This is a genomic window from Rhodoferax sp. (assembly GCF_044236835.1).
Classification (GTDB): Bacteria; Pseudomonadota; Gammaproteobacteria; order Burkholderiales; family Burkholderiaceae_C; genus Allorhodoferax.
This window is the reverse complement of the sequence record NZ_JBIIGC010000008.1, coordinates 94793-112531: the sequence shown is the minus strand read 5'-3', so window position 1 is coordinate 112531 and position 17739 is coordinate 94793. Positions and strand designations below refer to the sequence as shown.

The window sequence follows — 17739 nt, the reverse complement described above, 5'->3', positions numbered from 1 at the left end:
CATCTGTTGGTTGCGTTGCAAGTTTTTGCATGGTCGCGGTGCGCGCCTGGCCGCCCCCTTGGGCTATGCTCGCAGCGCCTATGCCGCACACCGCCGCAACTTCCGCCCTCAGCTCCCCAAAGACCGCACCAACTCCGGCCCGTGCGCTGCTGCTGGCGGCTGGTCGCGGCGAACGCATGCGCCCGCTCACCGACCACCTGCCCAAGCCGCTGCTCGCGGTGCACGGCAAGCCTTTGCTGCAGTGGCAGGTGGAGGCGCTCGCCGCCGGTGGTTTTGGCGAGGTGGTGGCCAACACCGCCTGGCTGGGCGAAAAAATTGAGCAGCACTTTGGGAGCGCGCTGCGTTACTCGCACGAGGGGCAAGACTTTGGCTTTGCTTTAGAGACCGCCGGCGGCATCAGCCGCGCGCTGCCGCTGCTGGCCGATGTGTTCTGGGTGGCCGCCGGTGACGTGTATGCGCCGGACTTTGTGTTTGGCGCAGACGCTGTGCGCCGCTTCCAAGCCAGCAGCATGCTGGCCCACCTGTGGCTGGTGCCCAACCCCGAGCACAACCCGCGCGGCGATTTTGGGCTGGATGGCGCCACCGGGCTGGCGCTCAACCTGCCACCCAGCCCTGCGCAGCCAGACACTGCTCGCTGGACCTACTCCACCATCGGCCTGTACCGCAACGCCCTGTTCTTCCCCCCTTGGACCGACATTCCTCCCGGCAACCCGCAGGGCCGCAAAGCGGCGCTGGCACCCTTGCTGCGTGCCGCCATGGACCACGGCCGGGTCAGCGCCGAGCTTTACACTGGCCACTGGACCGATGTCGGCACGCCGCACAGGCTGGAGCAGCTCAACGCAGGTCTGCCACTTTCAACCCAACCACGACCCACTTAAGCGCGCCATGAACCCTTCTCACCACGCCGCCCGCCGCGCCGCCTTGGCGCAACACCTTGGCCCCCAGGGCATTGCCATCGTGCCCACTGCGCCCGAACAACAGCGCAACCGCGACAGCGACTTTTTGTACCGGCACGACAGCTACTTTTATTACCTGAGCGGCTTTTCCGAGCCGCGCGCCTGGCTGGTGATTACCGGCGATGGCAAGACCACGCTGTTTTGCCAGCCCAAAGACCTGGAGCGCGAAATCTGGGACGGCGTGCGCCTGGGCCCCGACGCCGCACCGGCAGCCTTGCACATTGACGCCGCTTACCCAGTGACCGCGCTGGACGCGCACATGCCCGGCCTGCTCGACGGCCGCGATGCGGTGTGGTTTCCGTTTGCGACCCACAAAGGGCTGGAGACCCAGGTGGACGGCTGGCTCAACACGCTGCGCGCCCGGGTGCGCTTTGGTGCCCTGTGCCCCCAGCAACAGCGCGACCTGTGCGGTCCGCTCGACGAGATGCGCCTGACCAAAGACGCAGCCGAGCAAGACACCATGCGCCGCGCCTGCGCCATCAGCGCTGAAGGCCATGTGCGCGCCATGCAAACCTGCGCACGCATGCTGCGCGAGGGCAAAGAGGTGCGCGAGTACCACCTGGATGCCGAGCTGCTGCACGCCTTTCGCGCCGGCGGCTCGCAGTACCCCGCCTACGGGTCTATCGTGGCGGCGGGTGCCAACGCCTGCGTGCTGCACTACCGCGCCGATGCCGGGCTGGTGCGTTCCGGCGATTTGGTCCTGATCGACGCGGGCTGCGAGTTGGACGGCTACGCCTCCGACATCACCCGCACCTTCCCGGCCAACGGCAAGTTCACCGGGCCGCAGCGCGCGCTCTACGAACTGGTGCTGGCCTCGCAGCACGCGGCGGTGGCGGCCACCCGCGCAGGAGCCCGCTTTACCGACCCGCACGAAGCCACCGTCAAGGTGTTAGCGCAAGGCATGCTGGATGTGGGTTTGCTCAACAAAAACACAGTGGGCACGCTGGACGACGTGATCGAGAAGCGCGCCTACTTTCAGTTTTACATGCACCGCACCGGCCACTGGCTCGGCATGGATGTGCACGACTGCGGCGCCTACACCGAGCCCACCGAACTGGGCATTCGCCACGAGCGCAAGGACGCGCTCACCGGCGAAACGCTGGTCAACCGACCGGCGCGCATTTTGCAGCCCGGCATGGTGCTGACCATCGAGCCCGGCATCTACGTGCGGCCCGCACCCGGCGTGCCCGAGCAGTTCCACCACATCGGCATCCGCATTGAAGACGACGCCATCGTCACCGCCACCGGCTGCGAACTCATCAGCCGGGGTGTGCCGGTGGAGGTGGGGGCGATTGAGGCGCTGATGCGGGGTTGAGTGGTGCCGCTCTTGGCGGCGTCGGGGTGGGCGTTTGGGGCGGTGATACGTCACTATTCCGTCATGCCATCCTCACCGGTATCACGCCGTGCTTTCCAGCCACGCGGTGTTGCCGGCGAAGTCGTTTGTTACTGCCCCCAAAAACGCTTCGGCTGACTTGCAGGTTAGTGGCAAGTTCACGACGGGAAAGCGGGTGGACGCCATAGGCTCGGTTGAAGGGCTGTCTGCAGGCCGCCCTACCGGGGTTAGCCTGCCTTTCAAAGGCCAGCCGCTGCAAGGCCATTCGGGCATCAAGCGGCTGCAGACCATCTTCCTGAGCGACCCATACAAAAAGGTGCCTTTCCGCATTGCTAATGAAGGCACCAAGGAGCGCTACCTGACCGGCTCCGACTTCGACACCGAGAGTTTTCAGCTCGCGGGCGGCTCCCTCTGGATTGGCGACGAACTTGGACCGTTCCTTATCAAGGTCGACATGAAGGGACGCGTGCAAGCTGTGTACGAAACACAGGTCGATGGCAAGGTGGTGCGCTCCCCCGACCACCCCGCAGTGACTACACCCGGTGCGCCAGGTGGTGCGGTGGATTTCTAGGTGCGTCGCTCCAAGGGCTTTGAGGGCATGGCCGCTTCGCCCGACGGCAAGAAGCTCTATGCCTTGCTCGAAGGCGCGATGTGGGACGCACAGGGCAAGGTTTTTGAGCAGATCGAAAGCAAGCACTATCTGCGCGTTCTGGAGTTTGATGTGGCCACCGAGCAATGGACGGGTCGGCACTGGAAGTACGTCATGGAGGCCAACCACCACGCCATTGGCGACTTCAACATGATTGACGCCACCACCGGTCTGATCATTGAGCGCGATAACGGTGAAGGCACGGCGGACAAAGCCTGCCCAGAGGGACAAAAGCGCACCGACTGTTTCCATGACTTGGCCAAGTTCAAGCGCGTCTACAAGGTGGAACTGAGCGACGCTAATGCTGGCGCCGCCGTGCGCAAGGTGGGCTACATCGACCTCATGGCCATCCAGGACCCGAAGGGGCTGGCACGCAAGCCGCTTACCAACGGAGTATTGACGTTCCCGTTTTTTACTATTGAGAACGTTGATGTGGTGGACGCCCGCCACATCATCGTAGGCAACGACAACAACCTGCCGTTCTCCAGCAGCCGGGAGCCCAACACAGCCGACGACAACGAATTCATCCTGCTGGACGTGGCCGATCTGCTCAACGCGCGTTGACCAGCAAAACAAGCCTGCGAAGCGCGACTGGTCTCCGGGGTGGAATGGGTTTCAACTTTGGCAAAGTCGTCCCGATATGCCGAATCTGGATTGAGCTTCAGACAACTGGGGTTCGCTACGCAGCGGATTTCCCCTGAGCCGGCTTCCGATACGTTGCAGTCCTTCCCCCACTTTCCGCAGACTGGGCCTGCAGTTACCCAACAACACCGCATCAAGCGGGCTGCCCACAACACTAGCGCTTCGGCCCGGTGGACATAAGCCTTCTCGGTCTGTAAGCTGCAATGCAGGCAGCGAACCCGTTAGCGCACCTGATCGAGCAGCTTGACGGACCGGGGAGGTACCCAGTCAGGTTTCTCGATTCTGTTATATCTGTTCATGCATCCAGCGTGATGCGCTACAGGATTGATTTCAAACACTTTTTGGGGGTGCCATGCGACTTTGTTTAACGACCGAGATTGTTGTTATCCGGTGTTTGGTCAGATAAACCATAAGTTAAGTTGCTTCAATGTCTCGCGTCGTGCTTATCTTTCAAAACCGTGCGGAAACACCGCACACGTACTGGATCGAGCCTTGGGCGCATGACTTTACGTTGCTGCGTGATGAAAGAATTGAATTGCGAATTAGCTCCACCAGCGAGCCGCTCGTGGAATTAATCCACGGGACAACTGACACGCAGATATATCTGAACGACAATGACTGGTCCATGCTGCAAGACGGCCAAGAGCTACCACTTGGGCATAATCGACAATTTGCACTTTACATGTTAGGTAGGAGTACATCGTGAAGAAGCAACTTAACCTGTTGATCGATTGGATCGCCAACGGCGGCCAGCGACACAGCCATTCTTCGGCGGTCAGTGCGCTGGTGTCGTCCAATCATCGCCAACGTTGGGCGTCACAACTAGAGGGTCGTTGAGTGCAGCCAGAGCAATCCATTCAGCCGCTGAACGTCGCTGCCGCCACGCTTCTTGTGCAGCTTCTTCTGATCACACTCCTCGCCATTACCGCTTCACTTTACCGCGGGATTAAGCCCAGTGGCGCGAGCACCAGATTCTTGGGCGATTCTATCCATGGCCAAGTTCAGCTCCGCCGATCTCCAACCCTCTTTGTCGCGCTTGCATCATTCGCAGCCCTTCTGATTTCCGATGAGCTTTATTCAATTTGGAGTCCGATTTTTCAGGGCGTCGGAATTAACACTATTTCCGCGTCAAGTGCTATCGCCACAGTATTCGTTATGGATCTGTTTCTCATTGCCTACTTGGTCGCAACATCGGGCGGAAGTCAAAGCAGTCCGTTTCTTCCAGCGCTCTTCACCGTACCTGCCCTCTGCATCTTTTTACGCCTTCCGCCCTCTATGTTTGTTTCGTTCGCCGTAATCGCTGCAGTTATGTATGTAATGCTTCTAATCCAGCAACCAGTACATGCGCAGGCAAGTCAGGTTCCATCCGCCTTTATGGCGATATCTTGCCTATTTCTTTCAATGTTCACTGGATACATTACGCGCCCTGTGGCAATAAATGAATTGCCAAAACCTAACCCAGTTGCTTCAGCTCAAGTTCCAGCAGATAGTTCTAGTCAACCAGCTAGATCAGCCCCGTGACGCCTAACCCCTCTAGTGGGACTTCCCGTTTCGTCAAGTAGCTGTGGTGATGTTTTCTTTCTTGATCCGTGCTTACTGCCTTGAAGATGAGCCGATGCTCGGGCTCCATTCGCTCTGCGAGACGGTGCAGTCGCAGAAGGCTTATCGAGTTGACCGAACATGGGCGCTCAACTGGATATAGGCGTTTTGCATGCTGTGATCTCAAACAGGGTTCCATGCCAATGAGGCAGGGCGGCAGGTTGGCGATGAGTTCGAGCAGTTGGCGCGTGGTACTTCAGGTCGCACCAGCACGGGCTTACCCAGTTCATCCACGCCGTGCACCGCAAAGACGTTCTTTGCAAGGTCGATTCCAACCCTTTACGATCGCGATGACTTCCCCTTCCAGAAAAACAAGTGAGTTGATGAAAAGATTCGCCTCTCCATCGTGGCACTTCGTTGCCGACAACCGCAACCCCTGCGGGTCGCGACTCGCTTGGGACGGGGACGTCCCTTTTATTCGTTTGGCGTCACTGAAAAAGCATCTGAGTTTTCCCCTGCAACCCCTCACCTTAGCGCACGCGCCGCGTTCTTCATGCCGCGAGGCCACCCTTCGATGCCATAATCGCTGGTAGGAACTGTCGCGCAAGCTGCGCTACTCGCGGCCTTACATTTCAACTCACACACTCATTCGAATATGACAACCATACCGATATCTTCCGTCCACACCCGTCGTCTTCTCCGTATATCAGTTGTCGCCCTTCTTGCTGGCGCTCTAGTCGGATGCGGAACACCTCAGGGTTTGACGGTCACCTACGCACCAAGTTCAACTAAGTCCGCGCAAGGAACTATTGAAGTTGGAGAGTTCAAGTACTCCGCCGTTGATCCAAAATCATCAAAACCTATTTCAAAGAATCAGATTCGCAATACAGCTATGGGCGAGGTGATTCTTGACCGCGAGGTGTCAACTTTTGTGCGTGAGGCAGTATTCACCGAGCTCCGCTTCGTTGGCATCAAGGTCGCTCCCGGATCTAAGATTCTCACAGGAGATGTCCAAGATTTCCTGATAGACGATTTGGGTTACAGCATCGACTGGACCTTCAAGGTCACATACACGGTGACGGACAAAGTGTCGGGACGCCCCACATACACTTCAACAAAGAGCGTGACGCGAAAGACGGCCAAGTTCGGAAATCCGCTTGGTGCACTGAATGAGACTATCAAGCTGAGCATTGAGCAACTGTTAGATGATCCTGAGTTCATCAAGGCGCTAAGCCAGGGTAGCGGCAGCTAGACGCCAAAACCTGGGTCAGAGTACGGGGTAGTGCTTTTTCTGCCATGCCAACTTCTGTCGGCTCGGCGGAGTGACGCCTAACCCCCATAGCGGAACTTCCCGTTTAGTCAAGTAGCTGTGTTGATGTTTTACTTTTTTGAGCCTTGTTTACAACCTTGAAGATGAGCCGACGCTCGGGCTGCATTCGCTATGCACGATGGTGCTGTCGCAGAAGGGTTATCGAGTTGACCGAACATGGGCTTAGACCTGAATACGGTCATGCGCGACCGTAGTAACTGAATCAGACAGACTGCATTTCTAGTGACGGGCTAGTGAAGGCTTGGCCTCGGCCCAGGATATGAACTGCTCGGACAGCCGTTACGATTGTCATGACTTCCCCTTCCACTCAACAGTTGAGTTGATGAAAAGAGTCCCCTCTCCATCGTGGCACTTCGTTGCCGACAACTGCAACCCCTGCGGGTCGCGGCTCGCTTGGGACGGGGAAGTCCCTTTCATTCGTTATGCAGCGAAGCTAACCGTCGCTTGCACTTGATTGTTTCGATGTGTAGACTGCTACACAAGGAGTGCAACATGGCAACCAATCTCGCGTTAGATCCGTCCCTGCTTGATCGCGTCGTCGCTATGAGCGGAGAGTCGACGAAGAAGGCGGCGGTGACGCTTGCCCTGCGGGAGTTCGTCGCCAGGCGCGAGCAGCGGCGTGTCTCCGAACTATTCGGAAAGCTGGAATGGGACTCCACCTACGATTACAAGGTAGAGCGCTCAAGGTCATGACGCTTCTGGTTGACACCAGCGTCTGGTCATTGGCGTTGCGCCGTGACGGCACCCATGATGCCAAGGAAGTACTTGCCTTGCGCGAAGCGCTCACGGGAGCAGATTCGGTCGTAACGACGGGCTTGGTTCTTCAGGAACTGTTGCAGGGATTCAATGGCCCGAAGGCGAAGGAAGCCATCATCGAGCGTTTCGGTGCACTACCGTTGATCCAGCCGGATCGCCAAGATCATGTCGCGGCAGCTGAGGTTCGAAACGCCTGTCGCAGGGGCGGTGTGCAAATTGGCACTATTGATGCGCTCTTGATTCAGCTATGCGGGCGATATGAGATGACGCTGCTGTCGTCAGACAAAGACTTTGCAAATGCTGCCCATCATGTTCCCTTCAGGCTGTGGGGCAGCGCGTGAGTCGCTGCATAACAGGTCATTCCATTGGATCGCCTTCGGCGCCCAGTGAATTCTGGCGTTGGGCGTCATGAGCAATCTAACTTCCCCGCGCCTCGAAACCGCAATACGCGCTGCCTTAGCTCCAGAGCTACGGAAAGACGGATTTTCAGGTTCGGGCAGAACATTCCGCCGAACAAGCGGTTCCTGGTTGCACGTGGTGAATGTCCAGGGTTCAAGGTACGGTGGGTCGTTTGCTGTCAATCTCGCCGTCCATCCTCTTGCCATACCGGACGTACTGGGCAACACACCAGATCCGAAAAAGATAAGAGAAGAACTTTGTGAGTTCCGCTGCCGGCTCTCCGAGACAAAAGCCGATCAGTGGTGGGAGCACGAGCTCACCGAAGAGAGCATGCTGTCGGCGGTACAGGCAGCAGTGGCGGTGTATCTCCGCAAAGGAAACGAGCTTTTCCAGCGAGCTTGCGGCCCTAACTCCGGCTTCAATGCAGTTTCGGCTGCCAACTTCTCAGCCGGCGCATACGACAGCGCGGGCTTTGGCTCAACCAAGGTCCGAATGGCTTTTGCACTTGCTCGCCTGCGCAAAAAGCGAGAACCTCACAGAAGAAGCCGAGGCATTTGCTGCGTATGGTCTCTGCCATGTTGGAAGTGCATCCTTGCTTCGCCCGGAGCTTGAGGCACTGGCCGCGCAAGCATGACGCCCAACCCCTCCATCGAGAGGAGTCGCCCGGCAAGCTGGGTCGAGCTGCTCGTGTCAAACATCGAGCGCAGCCAACATTCACCCCACCACCGGCACCACCACCCAGTTCCCCACGTGCCGCCTCTCCATAAACACCTGTTGCGCCAGCGCCAGCTCGTGCAGCGCAAAGCTGCCGGCCAGCAGGGGGCGGATTTCGTTGCGTTCTATGTAGCCCACCAGGGCAGGGAACACCGCGTCGCTCCAGGCGGTGCAGCCTAGTAGCGTGAGGTCTTTGAGGTAGAGCTCGCGCATGTCCAGCGCCACCTGCGCGCCGGCAATTGCGCCGGATGACACATAGCGGCCGCCCCGGCGTAGCGCCTTGAGCAGTGTGGCAAAGCCAGCGCCGGCTACGTTGTCTACCACCACGTCCACCACGCGGCTGCCAGCGCCATCACCACTGCCACTGCAACTGCTGGCCCCGCTCAAGTGCAACAGCAGATCGTCCTCGCGGCACAGCACTGTATCGGCGCCCAAGGCGCGCACCGCGTCTTGCTTGTCGCGGGTGGTAATGGCGCTCACCCGCGCGCCGCGGCGCTTGGCAAGTTGCACGACTGCTGAACCCACACCGCCCGACGCGCCAGTGACCAGCACGTGGTCTGCCGCGCTGACCGCTGCGCGCTGCAGCATGTTTTCGGCGGTGCCGTAGGCGCAGGGAATGGTGGCCAGTTCGGCGTCGCTCCAGTTGCAATCGACTGCAAACACCTCGGAGGCCGGCACCTTGACGTACTGCGCAAACGCGCCATCGAAGTCGGTGCCCAGCCAGCGGGTGTCGGGTGCACCAAAGCCAGCCACTCGCATACAGGCGCGCACCAGCACGCGCTGGCCCAAGGCGGGCGCTCCTGCTGCCGACGCCACATCAGGTGCCAGAGCGACCACGCGGCCACAGCAATCCGCGCCCTGGATCAGCGGAAACGGTGTCGCGCCGTTCCAGCCGGCAACGGGCGCGCTGGCCGCAGCACCGCTGGCTATAGGCGCATGGGGCTGTGCTGCCGTGGGCCTGTCTTCGTTGGGCGTGCCTTCCGTGCTCGGTCGAGCGTCAAGCGCCGTGCCGTACCAGCCCACACGGGTATTGATGTCCGTGTTGTTCAGGCCCGCCGCCAGCACCTGCAGCAGCACCTCGCCGTGCTGCAGGATGGGCACAGGCACTTCTTTGAATAACAGACGCTCAAAGCCGCCCAGGCCGGTGGTGACTACCGCCTGCATCGAACTGGGGAGTGCAGCGCGGGTGTTCAGGGTTTCGATAGACATGGGGGCAGGCACTTGCATGCGGGATTCATGGGCTCACAGCCATCTTGCTTTGCTGCCGGAACTGCCAGCCCAGGTGGGCCAGCAGCGCCACAAAAACCACCAGACCACCCACCAGCGTGCGCGCCCCGGGCAGCTCGCCGTGGAACAGCCATACCCACAACGGCCCCAGCACCGGCTCGGCCACGCCGATGAGTGCGGCCAGCGCTGAGGGCAGCAGACGCACGCCGGTGACAAACATGGCTAAGCCCAGTCCCAAGTTCATCGCTCCGAACAAGAACAGCAGCACGGTGTCGGCCACGCCTATGGTGAACTGCGCGGCCAGGGTCGAGGCCACCACCGCAGCGATGAGGGTGCCGGTGCACACCGCAGGCATCATGCGCACATCGGCGTGGCGGCGCGTGATGACAGTGGCACTGGCAAACACCACCGCCACCAACAGCGCCAAGCCGTCGCCTATTGGCGACACCTGCCCGCCCAGCGAACCCGAGACCATGATGCCCACGCCAGCAATCACCGCTGCAATGGCGGCCCAGGTCGCACCTGCAATGCGCTCGCCAAACAGCAGGTAGGTCATCAGCGCGGCCAGCAGGGGCACGCCTGCTTGCATCAGCAACACATTGGCCACCGTGGTGTAGGCCAGCGCCACCACGAATGCGGTGGATGCGGTGGCAAAGCACAGCGCCACGCCCAAGCCCGGCCAGCCCATGCTGCGAAAGCTTTGCGCGGTGGCGCGCGGCCCGTCGCGCCACAGCATGAAAGCCAGCAAGAACGCAGCAGCAAAGACCGAGCGCCAAAACACGATGGCCCAGCTGTCGGTGATCTGCAAGGTGCGCGCAATCGCGCCACCAAAACTCCAGACCGCTGCCGAACCAAATACCAACAAAGCGCCACGCCGGTGGCTGTGTAAATGCATGTCCATAGAGTTGCTGCGCGGGCTCAGAGGTTGTGGCGCACGGCGGGTGTGCGCAGGGTGACTAGCTCTTCGGCGGCAGTCGGGTGCACCGCCAGCGTGGCGTCAAACGCGGCTTTGGTGGCGCCCAGCTGCAGGGTCACGCCCACCAGCTGCGCCATCTCTCCGGTGTCCGGGCCCACGGCATGGAAGCCCAGCACGCGGTCGCTCACGCGATCCACCAAGAGCTTGAAAAACACCTTGGAGGTGTGGCCCGAGAGCGTGGCCTTCATCGGGCGAAACACGGTGCGGTAGACATCGAGCTGCGGGTACTGCTGCAAAGCCTGTTCTTCGGTGAGCCCCACGGTGCCAAGCTCGGGCGTAGTGAATACCGCACTGGGCACCAGGGTGTGGTCCACCACGCGCGGCGTTTTGCCGAACACGCTGTCCGCGAACGCATGCCCTTCGCGGATGGCCATGGGCGTGAGGTTGACGCGGTTGGTCACATCCCCCACCGCGTACACAGAGGGCACCGAGCTGCGCGAGTGGGCATCGACCACGACGGCACCGGCCGCATCGAGCACCACGCCCAGAGCCTCCAGGCCCAGGCCCTGGGTGTTGGGTTTGCGGCCCAAGGCGCGCAGCACACAGTCGGCCTCCAGCACCTCGGTGCCGCCTGCGTGCTCCATGTGCACAGCCAAAGCACCAAACGCATCCGCGTCTGAGGCGGTACCGGCATGTTCAATCCGCGTGATGCTGTGCCCCGCCAAAAAGCGGATGCCCACGCTAGCGAGCTCCTGCGCCAGGTGCGTGCGCAGCTCCTCGTCAAAACCGCGCAGGATTTGCGCTGCGCGCAGCACGACGGTGACTTCGCTGCCTAGCAGCCGCAGCACGCAGGCCAGCTCCAATGCGATGTAGCCGGCGCCTTGCACCACCACCCGCCGGGGCTGCTGCGCCAGTTCAAAAAATCCGTTGGAGTCGATTGCAAGCTCTTGGCCCGGTACCGGCGGCCCCGCGTCGGGCCAGCCGCCGGTGGCCACCAAGATGGTGTCTGCAGCCAAGGTGCTGCCATCAGACAAACGCACCGTGTGGGCGTCTTGCAGTACCGCGCGGGCATCGAACAGAGTGACACCCGCCTTGAGCAAGTTGCTGCGGTAAATGGCTTCGATGCGCGCAACCTCAGCATCACGCCGGGCTTTGAGTTGCGCCCAGTCGAAACGGCGTTCGCCCAGTGTCCAGCCAAAGCCGGCTGCCTCTTCAAACTCTTGGGCAAAGCGCGAGGCGTACACCATCAGCTTTTTGGGCACACAGCCGCGAATCACACAGGTGCCGCCCATGCGGTATTGCTCCACCAAAGCCACGCGCGCGCCGTGGTTGGCGGCGATGCGGGCCGCGCGCACACCGCCCGATCCTCCGCCGATTACGAGCAGGTCATAGCGCATGGACGCGCTCCTGTGCAGGGTTCAGCCGCAGGCCGGTGCGGTTGGCAGGCGTGGTCTGCTTGGCGTGCGAATCGGTAGGTGACATGGGTGGTTCCACAGTGCAGAGTGGCCAGCAGCCGCTGGCATTGGCATGTATTTCACCATGCCGACCGAGTCCGTCGGCGGGCAGCGCCGCAATGCTGGTTGGCGCACAGAAGCTATCGCTGCCTTAGCCACAATCGATTGGCCCAAGCACAGCCTGCGGCCTACCATCCACCCTGCTTTGCAAGACACCCTGCCCGTCCATTCCAACCCACAGGAAACCACCATGAGCACGCAACACCGTCCCGAAATCCAAACCATCGCCAACTTGGAAGCTGCTTTTGCCGGCGAGTCCATGGCCCACATCAAGTACCGCTACTTCGCCAAGCTCGCGCGCGCCATGGGCGACGAGGACACGGCACGCACTTTTGAAGAGACCGCCGACCAAGAAGTCATGCACGCCTTTGGCCACCTTGATCTGCTCTACCCCAAGGAAACCATGACGCCGGCCAAGGCGCTGCAGATTGCCATTGACGGCGAGACCTACGAGTACACCGAGATGTACCCCGGCTTTCGCAAGACGGCCGAGCTCGAAGGCAACGCCGCTGCCGCAGCCGAGATGCAAGAACAAATCGCGGAGAGCAAGCTCCACGCGGCACAATTCAAAGCCACCTTGGAGAAAGCACAAAAGCGGTTTGCCGCCTTGGCCAAGGTGGAAGAGCGCCACGCCAAGCACTACCAAGCCCAGCTTGCCAAGGTCAGCGCCTGACCCCCAATCACTTAATTGAGAAAGCGACTGAAGATGAAAACCTACGTTTGTGTTGTTTGCGGATTTGTGTACGACGAAGCAGCGGGTCGCCCCGAAGACGGCCTCGCCCCCGGCACCTTGTGGGCCGATGTGCCCTCGACCTGGGCCTGCCCGGATTGCGGCGTGGCCAAGGCGGACTTTGAAGTCGTCGAGGTCTGATTGCATGCAGCCCATCACCATCATCGGCGCCGGTCTGGCCGGCTGGACTACGGTGCGCGAGTTTCGCAAGCTCGACACGACCACGCGTGTGGTGGTGATCACCACCGACAACGGTGACTTTTACGCCAAGCCCTCGCTCTCGAACGCCTTCGCCCAAAAGCGCACGCCCGAGCAACTGGTCAGCACCCCGGCCGCCAAGATGGTGGAGACCCTGGGCGTCACATTGCTGGCGCATACGCAGGCCACGCAGATCGACACCGCTGCCAAGACGGTGCAGGTTCTCACCAACGGTGTTGCGTCCACTTTGCCGTACAGCCAGTTGGTGCTGGCTACCGGCGCACTGCCCATCCGTGCACCGGTGCAAGGCAATGCCACCGACCGCATTAAGGTGGTGAACTCCCTGGCCGACTTTGCGGCGTTCTACAAGGCCCTGGGGGCAGGCGCGGTTGCGAGCAATGGCGCTGCCGATGGCGCGGCAAAAACGGTGGTGTTGGTTGGCGCGGGACTGATCGGCTGCGAGTTCGCCAACGACTTGTTGCAAGCCGGGCACCAGGTGCATATCGTGGACCCGTCCCCGCGCCCCTTGGCGGCGCTGCTACCTGAAGCCGCAGGCGTGGCGTTGCAACACGCGCTGCATGCGCTGGGTGCCCACTGGCACCTGGGTCGCACGGTGCAGTCGGTCGACAGCGCGGCTGGCACAGCCCTGGCGGTCACGCTCTCCGACGGTAGCCAGCTGCAGGCCGACGCAGTGCTCAGCGCCATTGGTCTGCGCGCCGACACGGTCTTGGCAGCCGCCGCAGGCTTGACTTGCGAGCGCGGCATCGTGGTGGACGCGCATCTGCAAACCTCTGCGCAGCAGGTCTACGCCTTGGGCGACTGCGCGCAGTACGCGGTGGCCGGCCAGCGCACGCTGCCGTACGTCATGCCCATCATGAACGCTGCGCGCGCACTCGCTGCAGGCCTGGCCGGTCAGCCCACGGCTTTGGCGTTCCCCTTGATGCCCGTGACCATCAAAACCCCTGCGCTGCCTATCGTGGTGGCGGCACCTCACCCCGCAACGGTTGGCAATTGGGTGGCCGATAGCGATGCGCAGGGCGCAGGCGTCTGGCGATTCATCGACGCGCAGGGTGTGCAGCGCGGCTTTGTACTCACTGGCACGCAGACCCCACGCCGCGTCGAGTTGGGCAAATCCACGGTGTTGTAGGGCGCGGTGCGTCTTGTCGTCTGCGTTGGCAAGCCTGGTGCTACACGCCCAGCCCCGCAAAGTGCGGGGTCTACAATCCACAGCCCTAGACCAAAGTGGGGCTGCGCCTGCGCAAACGCCTCCAATGCAGAGGACACACGATGACCCAAGAATCTTCCGCCGGCAGCCCAACAGGTTCGTCTAACACCCCCGAGAAACGCGCCGAACTGCGCCGGGCTGCGTTGGAGTACCACCAGTTTCCCACCGCCGGCAAGATTGCCATCGCCGCTACCAAGCAGTTGGTGAATCAGCATGACCTGGCGCTGGCCTACTCTCCTGGCGTGGCCGCACCCTGCGAAGAAATTGTCAAGGACCCCAATAACGCCTTCAAGTACACCAGCCGGGGCAACCTGGTTGCGGTGATCACCAACGGCACGGCAGTGTTGGGTCTGGGTGATATTGGCCCGCTGGCCGCCAAGCCGGTGATGGAAGGCAAGGCGGTGCTGTTCAAGAAGTTTGCGGGCATCGATGTATTTGATATCGAAATCAACGAGAAGCAAGACCTCGACAAGCTGGTCGACATCATCGCCTCGCTGGAGCCCACCTTTGGCGGCATCAACCTCGAGGACATCAAAGCGCCAGACTGCTTTTATGTTGAGCGCAAGCTGCGCGAGCGCATGAAGATTCCGGTCTTCCACGACGACCAACACGGCACCGCCATCGTAGTAGGCGCCGCCATGCTCAACGGCCTGAAGGTGGTTGGCAAAGACCCCAAGCAGGTCAAGCTGGTGACGTCGGGCGCGGGCGCTGCGGCGCTGGCCTGCCTGGGTCTGCTGGTCAAGCTCGGTATCCCGCGCGAGAACATATTTGTCACCGACTTGGCCGGCGTGGTGTACGAGGGCCGCACCGAGCTGATGGACGATGACAAGGCGGTGTTTGCCCAAAAAACCGATGCGCGCACGCTGCGCGACGTGATTGCGGGCGCTGATATCTTTCTGGGGCTTTCAGCGGGCGGTGTGCTCAAGCCAGACATGGTCAAGAGCATGGCGGCCAACCCCTTGATCTTTGCCTTGGCCAACCCCACGCCAGAAATCCTGCCCGAGGAGGTCAAGGCCGTGCGCAGCGACGCCATCATGGCCACCGGCCGCACCGACTACCCCAACCAAGTCAACAACGTGCTGTGCTTCCCCTACATCTTCCGTGGTGCCTTGGACGCAGGCGCATCCACCATCACCCTGGAGATGGAAATTGCAGCGGTGCATGCGATTGCCGAGCTGGCGCAGGCAGAGCAAAGCGAAGTGGTTGCCGCCGCGTATGTGGGCGAGCAACTTGCGTTTGGCCCGGAGTACCTCATCCCCAAGCCCTTCGATCCGCGCCTGATGATGAAGATCGCGCCCGCCGTGGCCAAAGCCGCTGCCGATAGCGGCGTGGCCCTGCGGCCGGTGAGCGATCTCGATGCTTACCGCGAACGCCTGCAGAGCTTTGTCTACGCCTCGGGCTCGATGATGAAGCCCATCTTTGCGGCGGCCAAGAAGGCGCTCAAGAAGCGTGTGGCGTATGCCGAGGGCGAAGACGAACGGGTGCTGCGCGCGGCGCAGATCGTGGTCGACGAAGGTTTGGCCATGCCCACCTTGATTGGCCGACCAGCCATCATTGCCGAGCGCATCGAAAAGTTTGGCTTGCGCCTCAAGCAGGGCGTCGACTACCAAGTTGTCAATGTGGAGCAGGACCACCGTTACCGCGACTTCTGGCAAACCTACCACCGCATGACCGAGCGCAAGGGCATCACGGTGCAGGTGGCCAAGATCGAGATGCGCAGGCGCCTGACCTTGATCGGATCCATGCTGCTGCACAAAGGTGATGTGGACGGCCTGATCTGCGGCACCTGGGGCACCACCGCCTTGCACTTGCATTACATCGACCAGGTCATCGGCAAGCGCCCCGACGGCAGCCCGAGCACGCAGCAGGATGTGCCGATTTACGCTTGCATGAATGGACTGATGCTGCCAGGACGGCAGGTGTTCATCGTCGACACCCATGTGAACTACGACCCCACCGCCGAAGAGTTGTCCGAGATCACCGTCATGGCCGCCGAGGAGATGCTGCGCTTTGGCGTCAACCCCAAGGTCGCGCTGTTGAGCCACTCCAATTTCGGCAGCAGCAACGAGGCCAGCGCCGTCAAAATGCGCAAGACCCTGGCCTTGCTGCAGCGCGAAGCGCCTTGGCTGGAAGTAGACGGGGAAATGCATGGTGACCTGGCACTGGACGGCGAGGCACGCAAAGTGCTGATGCCCAACAGCGCGCTGCAGGGCAACGCCAACTTGCTGGTGATGCCCAACATCGACGCAGCCAACATTGCCTACAACCTGCTCAAAACGGCAGCAGGCGGCAACATCGCCATTGGGCCGGTGTTGCTGGGCGCAGCTCAACCGGTTCATGTGTTGACCGCCAGCACCACGGTGCGGCGCATCGTCAATATGACCGCCCTGACGGTGGCCGACGCCAACGCCACTCGGACCTGAAACGCCCCAAATAGCACCATGTGAGTGGCGCTATTTGGAGGTCCAACCTTGCCACTTTAGCGGGCAAGGTGTTGCTTTATTGGGCCGAATACGCGACACTCGCGGCTTGGGTTTTTTGCAAATGCTTGCGACTGCGCTGGGGCTTACAAGTGGGCAATAAAGTAGTCAAGTTAGTGCTTACTGGCTTGGTAGCAATTGCGGCTGTTGTATTCGGTGCTGGCTTCTCTGTTGGAGAGTCACCAAGGGTTTCCACGGGGGCCATTGCGGTCAGCAGCTTGCCGGAGCAAGGCCAAGAGACTTACCGGTTGATTCACCAAGGGGGCCCTTTTCCCTATGAGAAAGACGGCACAGTCTTCGCAAACCGAGAGCGCTTGTTGCCCCTCCATCCGCGGGGCTATTACCGTGAGTACACCGTAAAAACGCCCAGAGCGAAAAATCGCGGGGCCCGAAGAATTGTGTGTGGCGGCGCCCCCAAGGCGCCCGACGCGTGCTATTACACCGCCGATCATTACGCGAGCTTTCGCCAGATCGTGCCTTAGTTTTTTGTACTTTAAGAAAGAGAATCGGGGATGGATATGCCACTTCGAACCGTAAGAACCAATATCGTTCAGTCGATACGCGCCTTCAGGGTGCACGATTTGCAGGAAGCGGCACGGGGTTTGGGACACCACTTTTTGTACGCCAACCTCGCCAACGCGCAGTCCAAGCAAGATGTGCTGGACCTCATCGGCCAGCAGTTCATGCTGCCTACCCAGGTCGGAAAAAACTTCGATGCGCTCTACGACAGCTTGACCGACCCGGTCTACAAGTCGGGACCGCAGCCGGGCTTTATATCGGTGCTGGAGCACATTCCTGCCAACGCCAAGTTCGACAAAGAGGCGCGTGAGCAACTTTTAGACATCTTTCGCGACACAGCCGACTATTGGGGGGACAGAAAGATACCCTTCAGATGCTTCTATTCTTTTCTGTAGCCCGTTCTGCACACACCAGCCAAGCAGAACGGGCTAACGAGGCTAGCAGCGATCACACCGGGTCACAGACCCTGTCGGGTATCGATCTGATGACTGAAACTGGGGAGAAAATGCCAACGGACAAGCTCGTGGACGTGTCCCCCCTGGCATTGCGCATGAGCAGCCCCTTCAACGCCGGCTATTGGCTGGCGGCTGCCTGAGCAGCTTCACGTGTTGC

The 17739-nt window shown here is 60.8% G+C and carries 17 protein-coding genes and 2 pseudogenes; 15 read left to right on the top strand and 4 right to left on the bottom strand.

Translation table 11 applies throughout. The features are described 5' to 3' along the window. Positions 1-80 precede the first annotated feature (80 nt). The 5 genes and pseudogenes from ACILRC_RS07695 to ACILRC_RS07675 all read left to right on the top strand — a co-directional run bounded on the left by ACILRC_RS07695 (position 81) and on the right by ACILRC_RS07675 (position 5101). Positions 81-878, top strand: coding sequence for an NDP-sugar synthase (locus tag ACILRC_RS07695; protein ID WP_395668774.1), 798 nt, complete (start codon positions 81-83; stop codon positions 876-878). 7 nt (positions 879-885) lie between these two features. Continuing rightward, positions 886-2271 carry an aminopeptidase P N-terminal domain-containing protein gene (locus ACILRC_RS07690; RefSeq protein WP_395668773.1) on the top strand — a complete coding sequence of 462 codons (1386 nt, stop codon included), beginning with the start codon at positions 886-888 and terminating at the stop codon, positions 2269-2271. Between the two features lie 55 nt (positions 2272-2326). Then, positions 2327-3502, top strand: a pseudogene (locus ACILRC_RS07685) (esterase-like activity of phytase family protein). 780 nt (positions 3503-4282) lie between these two features. Further along, positions 4283-4417: a hypothetical protein gene (locus ACILRC_RS07680; RefSeq protein ID WP_395668772.1), complete on the top strand. Its 135-nt coding sequence runs from the start codon at positions 4283-4285 to the stop codon at positions 4415-4417. Continuing rightward, on the top strand, positions 4418-5101 hold the full coding sequence (locus tag ACILRC_RS07675) for a hypothetical protein (RefSeq protein ID WP_395668771.1): 684 nt from the start codon (positions 4418-4420) through the stop codon (positions 5099-5101). A gap of 181 nt (positions 5102-5282) precedes the next feature. On the opposite strand, the pseudogene ACILRC_RS07670 reads toward ACILRC_RS07675, so the two are convergent. Then, positions 5283-5449 (bottom strand): annotated as a pseudogene (locus tag ACILRC_RS07670) (IS110 family transposase); the annotation flags it as partial. A gap of 430 nt (positions 5450-5879) precedes the next feature. Between ACILRC_RS07670 and ACILRC_RS07665 the strand changes: the two are divergent. The 4 genes from ACILRC_RS07665 (at position 5880) to ACILRC_RS07650 (ending at position 8216) form a co-directional block, all read left to right on the top strand. Then, positions 5880-6371: a hypothetical protein gene (locus tag ACILRC_RS07665; RefSeq protein WP_395668770.1), complete on the top strand. Its 492-nt coding sequence runs from the start codon at positions 5880-5882 to the stop codon at positions 6369-6371. A 570-nt stretch (positions 6372-6941) separates the two neighbouring features. Next, entirely contained in the window at positions 6942-7142 is a 201-nt protein-coding gene (locus ACILRC_RS07660; RefSeq protein ID WP_395668769.1) for a type II toxin-antitoxin system VapB family antitoxin, read from the top strand. After that, positions 7139-7546 carry a PIN domain-containing protein gene (locus ACILRC_RS07655; protein WP_395668768.1) on the top strand — a complete coding sequence of 136 codons (408 nt, stop codon included), beginning with the start codon at positions 7139-7141 and terminating at the stop codon, positions 7544-7546. Before ACILRC_RS07660 ends, ACILRC_RS07655 begins: the two co-directional genes overlap by 4 nt. 67 nt (positions 7547-7613) lie before the next feature. After that, positions 7614-8216, top strand: coding sequence for a DUF4304 domain-containing protein (locus tag ACILRC_RS07650; protein ID WP_395668767.1), 603 nt, complete (start codon positions 7614-7616; stop codon positions 8214-8216). Positions 8217-8318: 102 nt separating this feature from the next. On the opposite strand, the gene ACILRC_RS07645 is transcribed toward ACILRC_RS07650, so the two are convergent. From ACILRC_RS07645 to gorA, 3 genes are read right to left on the bottom strand one after another with little or no spacing between them, the layout of a single operon-like run. Next, the gene (locus ACILRC_RS07645; RefSeq protein ID WP_395668766.1) at positions 8319-9527 is read right to left on the bottom strand and encodes a zinc-binding dehydrogenase; all 1209 of its coding nucleotides are present in this window, start codon (positions 9525-9527) and stop codon (positions 8319-8321) included. Positions 9528-9552: 25 nt separating this feature from the next. After that, complete coding sequence (locus ACILRC_RS07640; RefSeq protein WP_395668765.1) at positions 9553-10446, bottom strand: DMT family transporter; 894 nt, start codon at positions 10444-10446, stop codon at positions 9553-9555. A gap of 17 nt (positions 10447-10463) precedes the next feature. Next, positions 10464-11858: a glutathione-disulfide reductase gene (gene gorA, locus ACILRC_RS07635; protein WP_395668764.1), complete on the bottom strand. Its 1395-nt coding sequence runs from the start codon at positions 11856-11858 to the stop codon at positions 10464-10466. 307 nt (positions 11859-12165) lie between these two features. On the opposite strand from gorA, the gene ACILRC_RS07630 reads away from it, so the two are divergent. The 6 genes from ACILRC_RS07630 (at position 12166) to ACILRC_RS07605 (ending at position 17522) form a co-directional block, all read left to right on the top strand. After that, the gene (locus ACILRC_RS07630; RefSeq protein ID WP_395668763.1) at positions 12166-12648 is read left to right on the top strand and encodes a rubrerythrin family protein; all 483 of its coding nucleotides are present in this window, start codon (positions 12166-12168) and stop codon (positions 12646-12648) included. A gap of 33 nt (positions 12649-12681) precedes the next feature. Beyond that, complete coding sequence (locus ACILRC_RS07625; protein ID WP_395668762.1) at positions 12682-12846, top strand: rubredoxin; 165 nt, start codon at positions 12682-12684, stop codon at positions 12844-12846. Positions 12847-12850: 4 nt separating this feature from the next. Further along, positions 12851-14050, top strand: coding sequence for an FAD-dependent oxidoreductase (locus ACILRC_RS07620; protein ID WP_395668761.1), 1200 nt, complete (start codon positions 12851-12853; stop codon positions 14048-14050). Positions 14051-14190: 140 nt separating this feature from the next. Next, complete coding sequence (locus ACILRC_RS07615) at positions 14191-16551, top strand: NADP-dependent malic enzyme (RefSeq protein WP_395668760.1); 2361 nt, start codon at positions 14191-14193, stop codon at positions 16549-16551. 149 nt (positions 16552-16700) lie between these two features. Continuing rightward, positions 16701-17090, top strand: coding sequence for a ribonuclease domain-containing protein (locus ACILRC_RS07610; RefSeq protein ID WP_395668790.1), 390 nt, complete (start codon positions 16701-16703; stop codon positions 17088-17090). Between the two features lie 30 nt (positions 17091-17120). After that, positions 17121-17522: a barstar family protein gene (locus tag ACILRC_RS07605; protein ID WP_395668759.1), complete on the top strand. Its 402-nt coding sequence runs from the start codon at positions 17121-17123 to the stop codon at positions 17520-17522. The last annotated feature ends 217 nt before the right edge of the window (positions 17523-17739 follow it).

Bases quoted from the DNA above. Each gene is read 5' to 3' on its own strand.
- ACILRC_RS07695 (WP_395668774.1), top strand. From the start codon at position 81: ATGCCGCACACCGCCGCAACTTCCGCCCTCAGCTCCCCAAAGACCGCA.
- ACILRC_RS07690 (WP_395668773.1), top strand. From the start codon at position 886: ATGAACCCTTCTCACCACGCCGCCCGCCGCGCCGCCTTGGCGCAACAC.
- ACILRC_RS07660 (WP_395668769.1), top strand. From the start codon at position 6,942: ATGGCAACCAATCTCGCGTTAGATCCGTCCCTGCTTGATCGCGTCGTC.
- ACILRC_RS07655 (WP_395668768.1), top strand. From the start codon at position 7,139: ATGACGCTTCTGGTTGACACCAGCGTCTGGTCATTGGCGTTGCGCCGT.
- ACILRC_RS07650 (WP_395668767.1), top strand. From the start codon at position 7,614: ATGAGCAATCTAACTTCCCCGCGCCTCGAAACCGCAATACGCGCTGCC.
- ACILRC_RS07645 (WP_395668766.1), bottom strand. From the start codon at position 9,527: ATGTCTATCGAAACCCTGAACACCCGCGCTGCACTCCCCAGTTCGATG.
- ACILRC_RS07640 (WP_395668765.1), bottom strand. From the start codon at position 10,446: ATGGACATGCATTTACACAGCCACCGGCGTGGCGCTTTGTTGGTATTT.
- gorA (WP_395668764.1), bottom strand. From the start codon at position 11,858: ATGCGCTATGACCTGCTCGTAATCGGCGGAGGATCGGGCGGTGTGCGC.
- ACILRC_RS07630 (WP_395668763.1), top strand. From the start codon at position 12,166: ATGAGCACGCAACACCGTCCCGAAATCCAAACCATCGCCAACTTGGAA.
- ACILRC_RS07625 (WP_395668762.1), top strand. From the start codon at position 12,682: ATGAAAACCTACGTTTGTGTTGTTTGCGGATTTGTGTACGACGAAGCA.
- ACILRC_RS07620 (WP_395668761.1), top strand. From the start codon at position 12,851: ATGCAGCCCATCACCATCATCGGCGCCGGTCTGGCCGGCTGGACTACG.
- ACILRC_RS07615 (WP_395668760.1), top strand. From the start codon at position 14,191: ATGACCCAAGAATCTTCCGCCGGCAGCCCAACAGGTTCGTCTAACACC.
- ACILRC_RS07605 (WP_395668759.1), top strand. From the start codon at position 17,121: ATGGATATGCCACTTCGAACCGTAAGAACCAATATCGTTCAGTCGATA.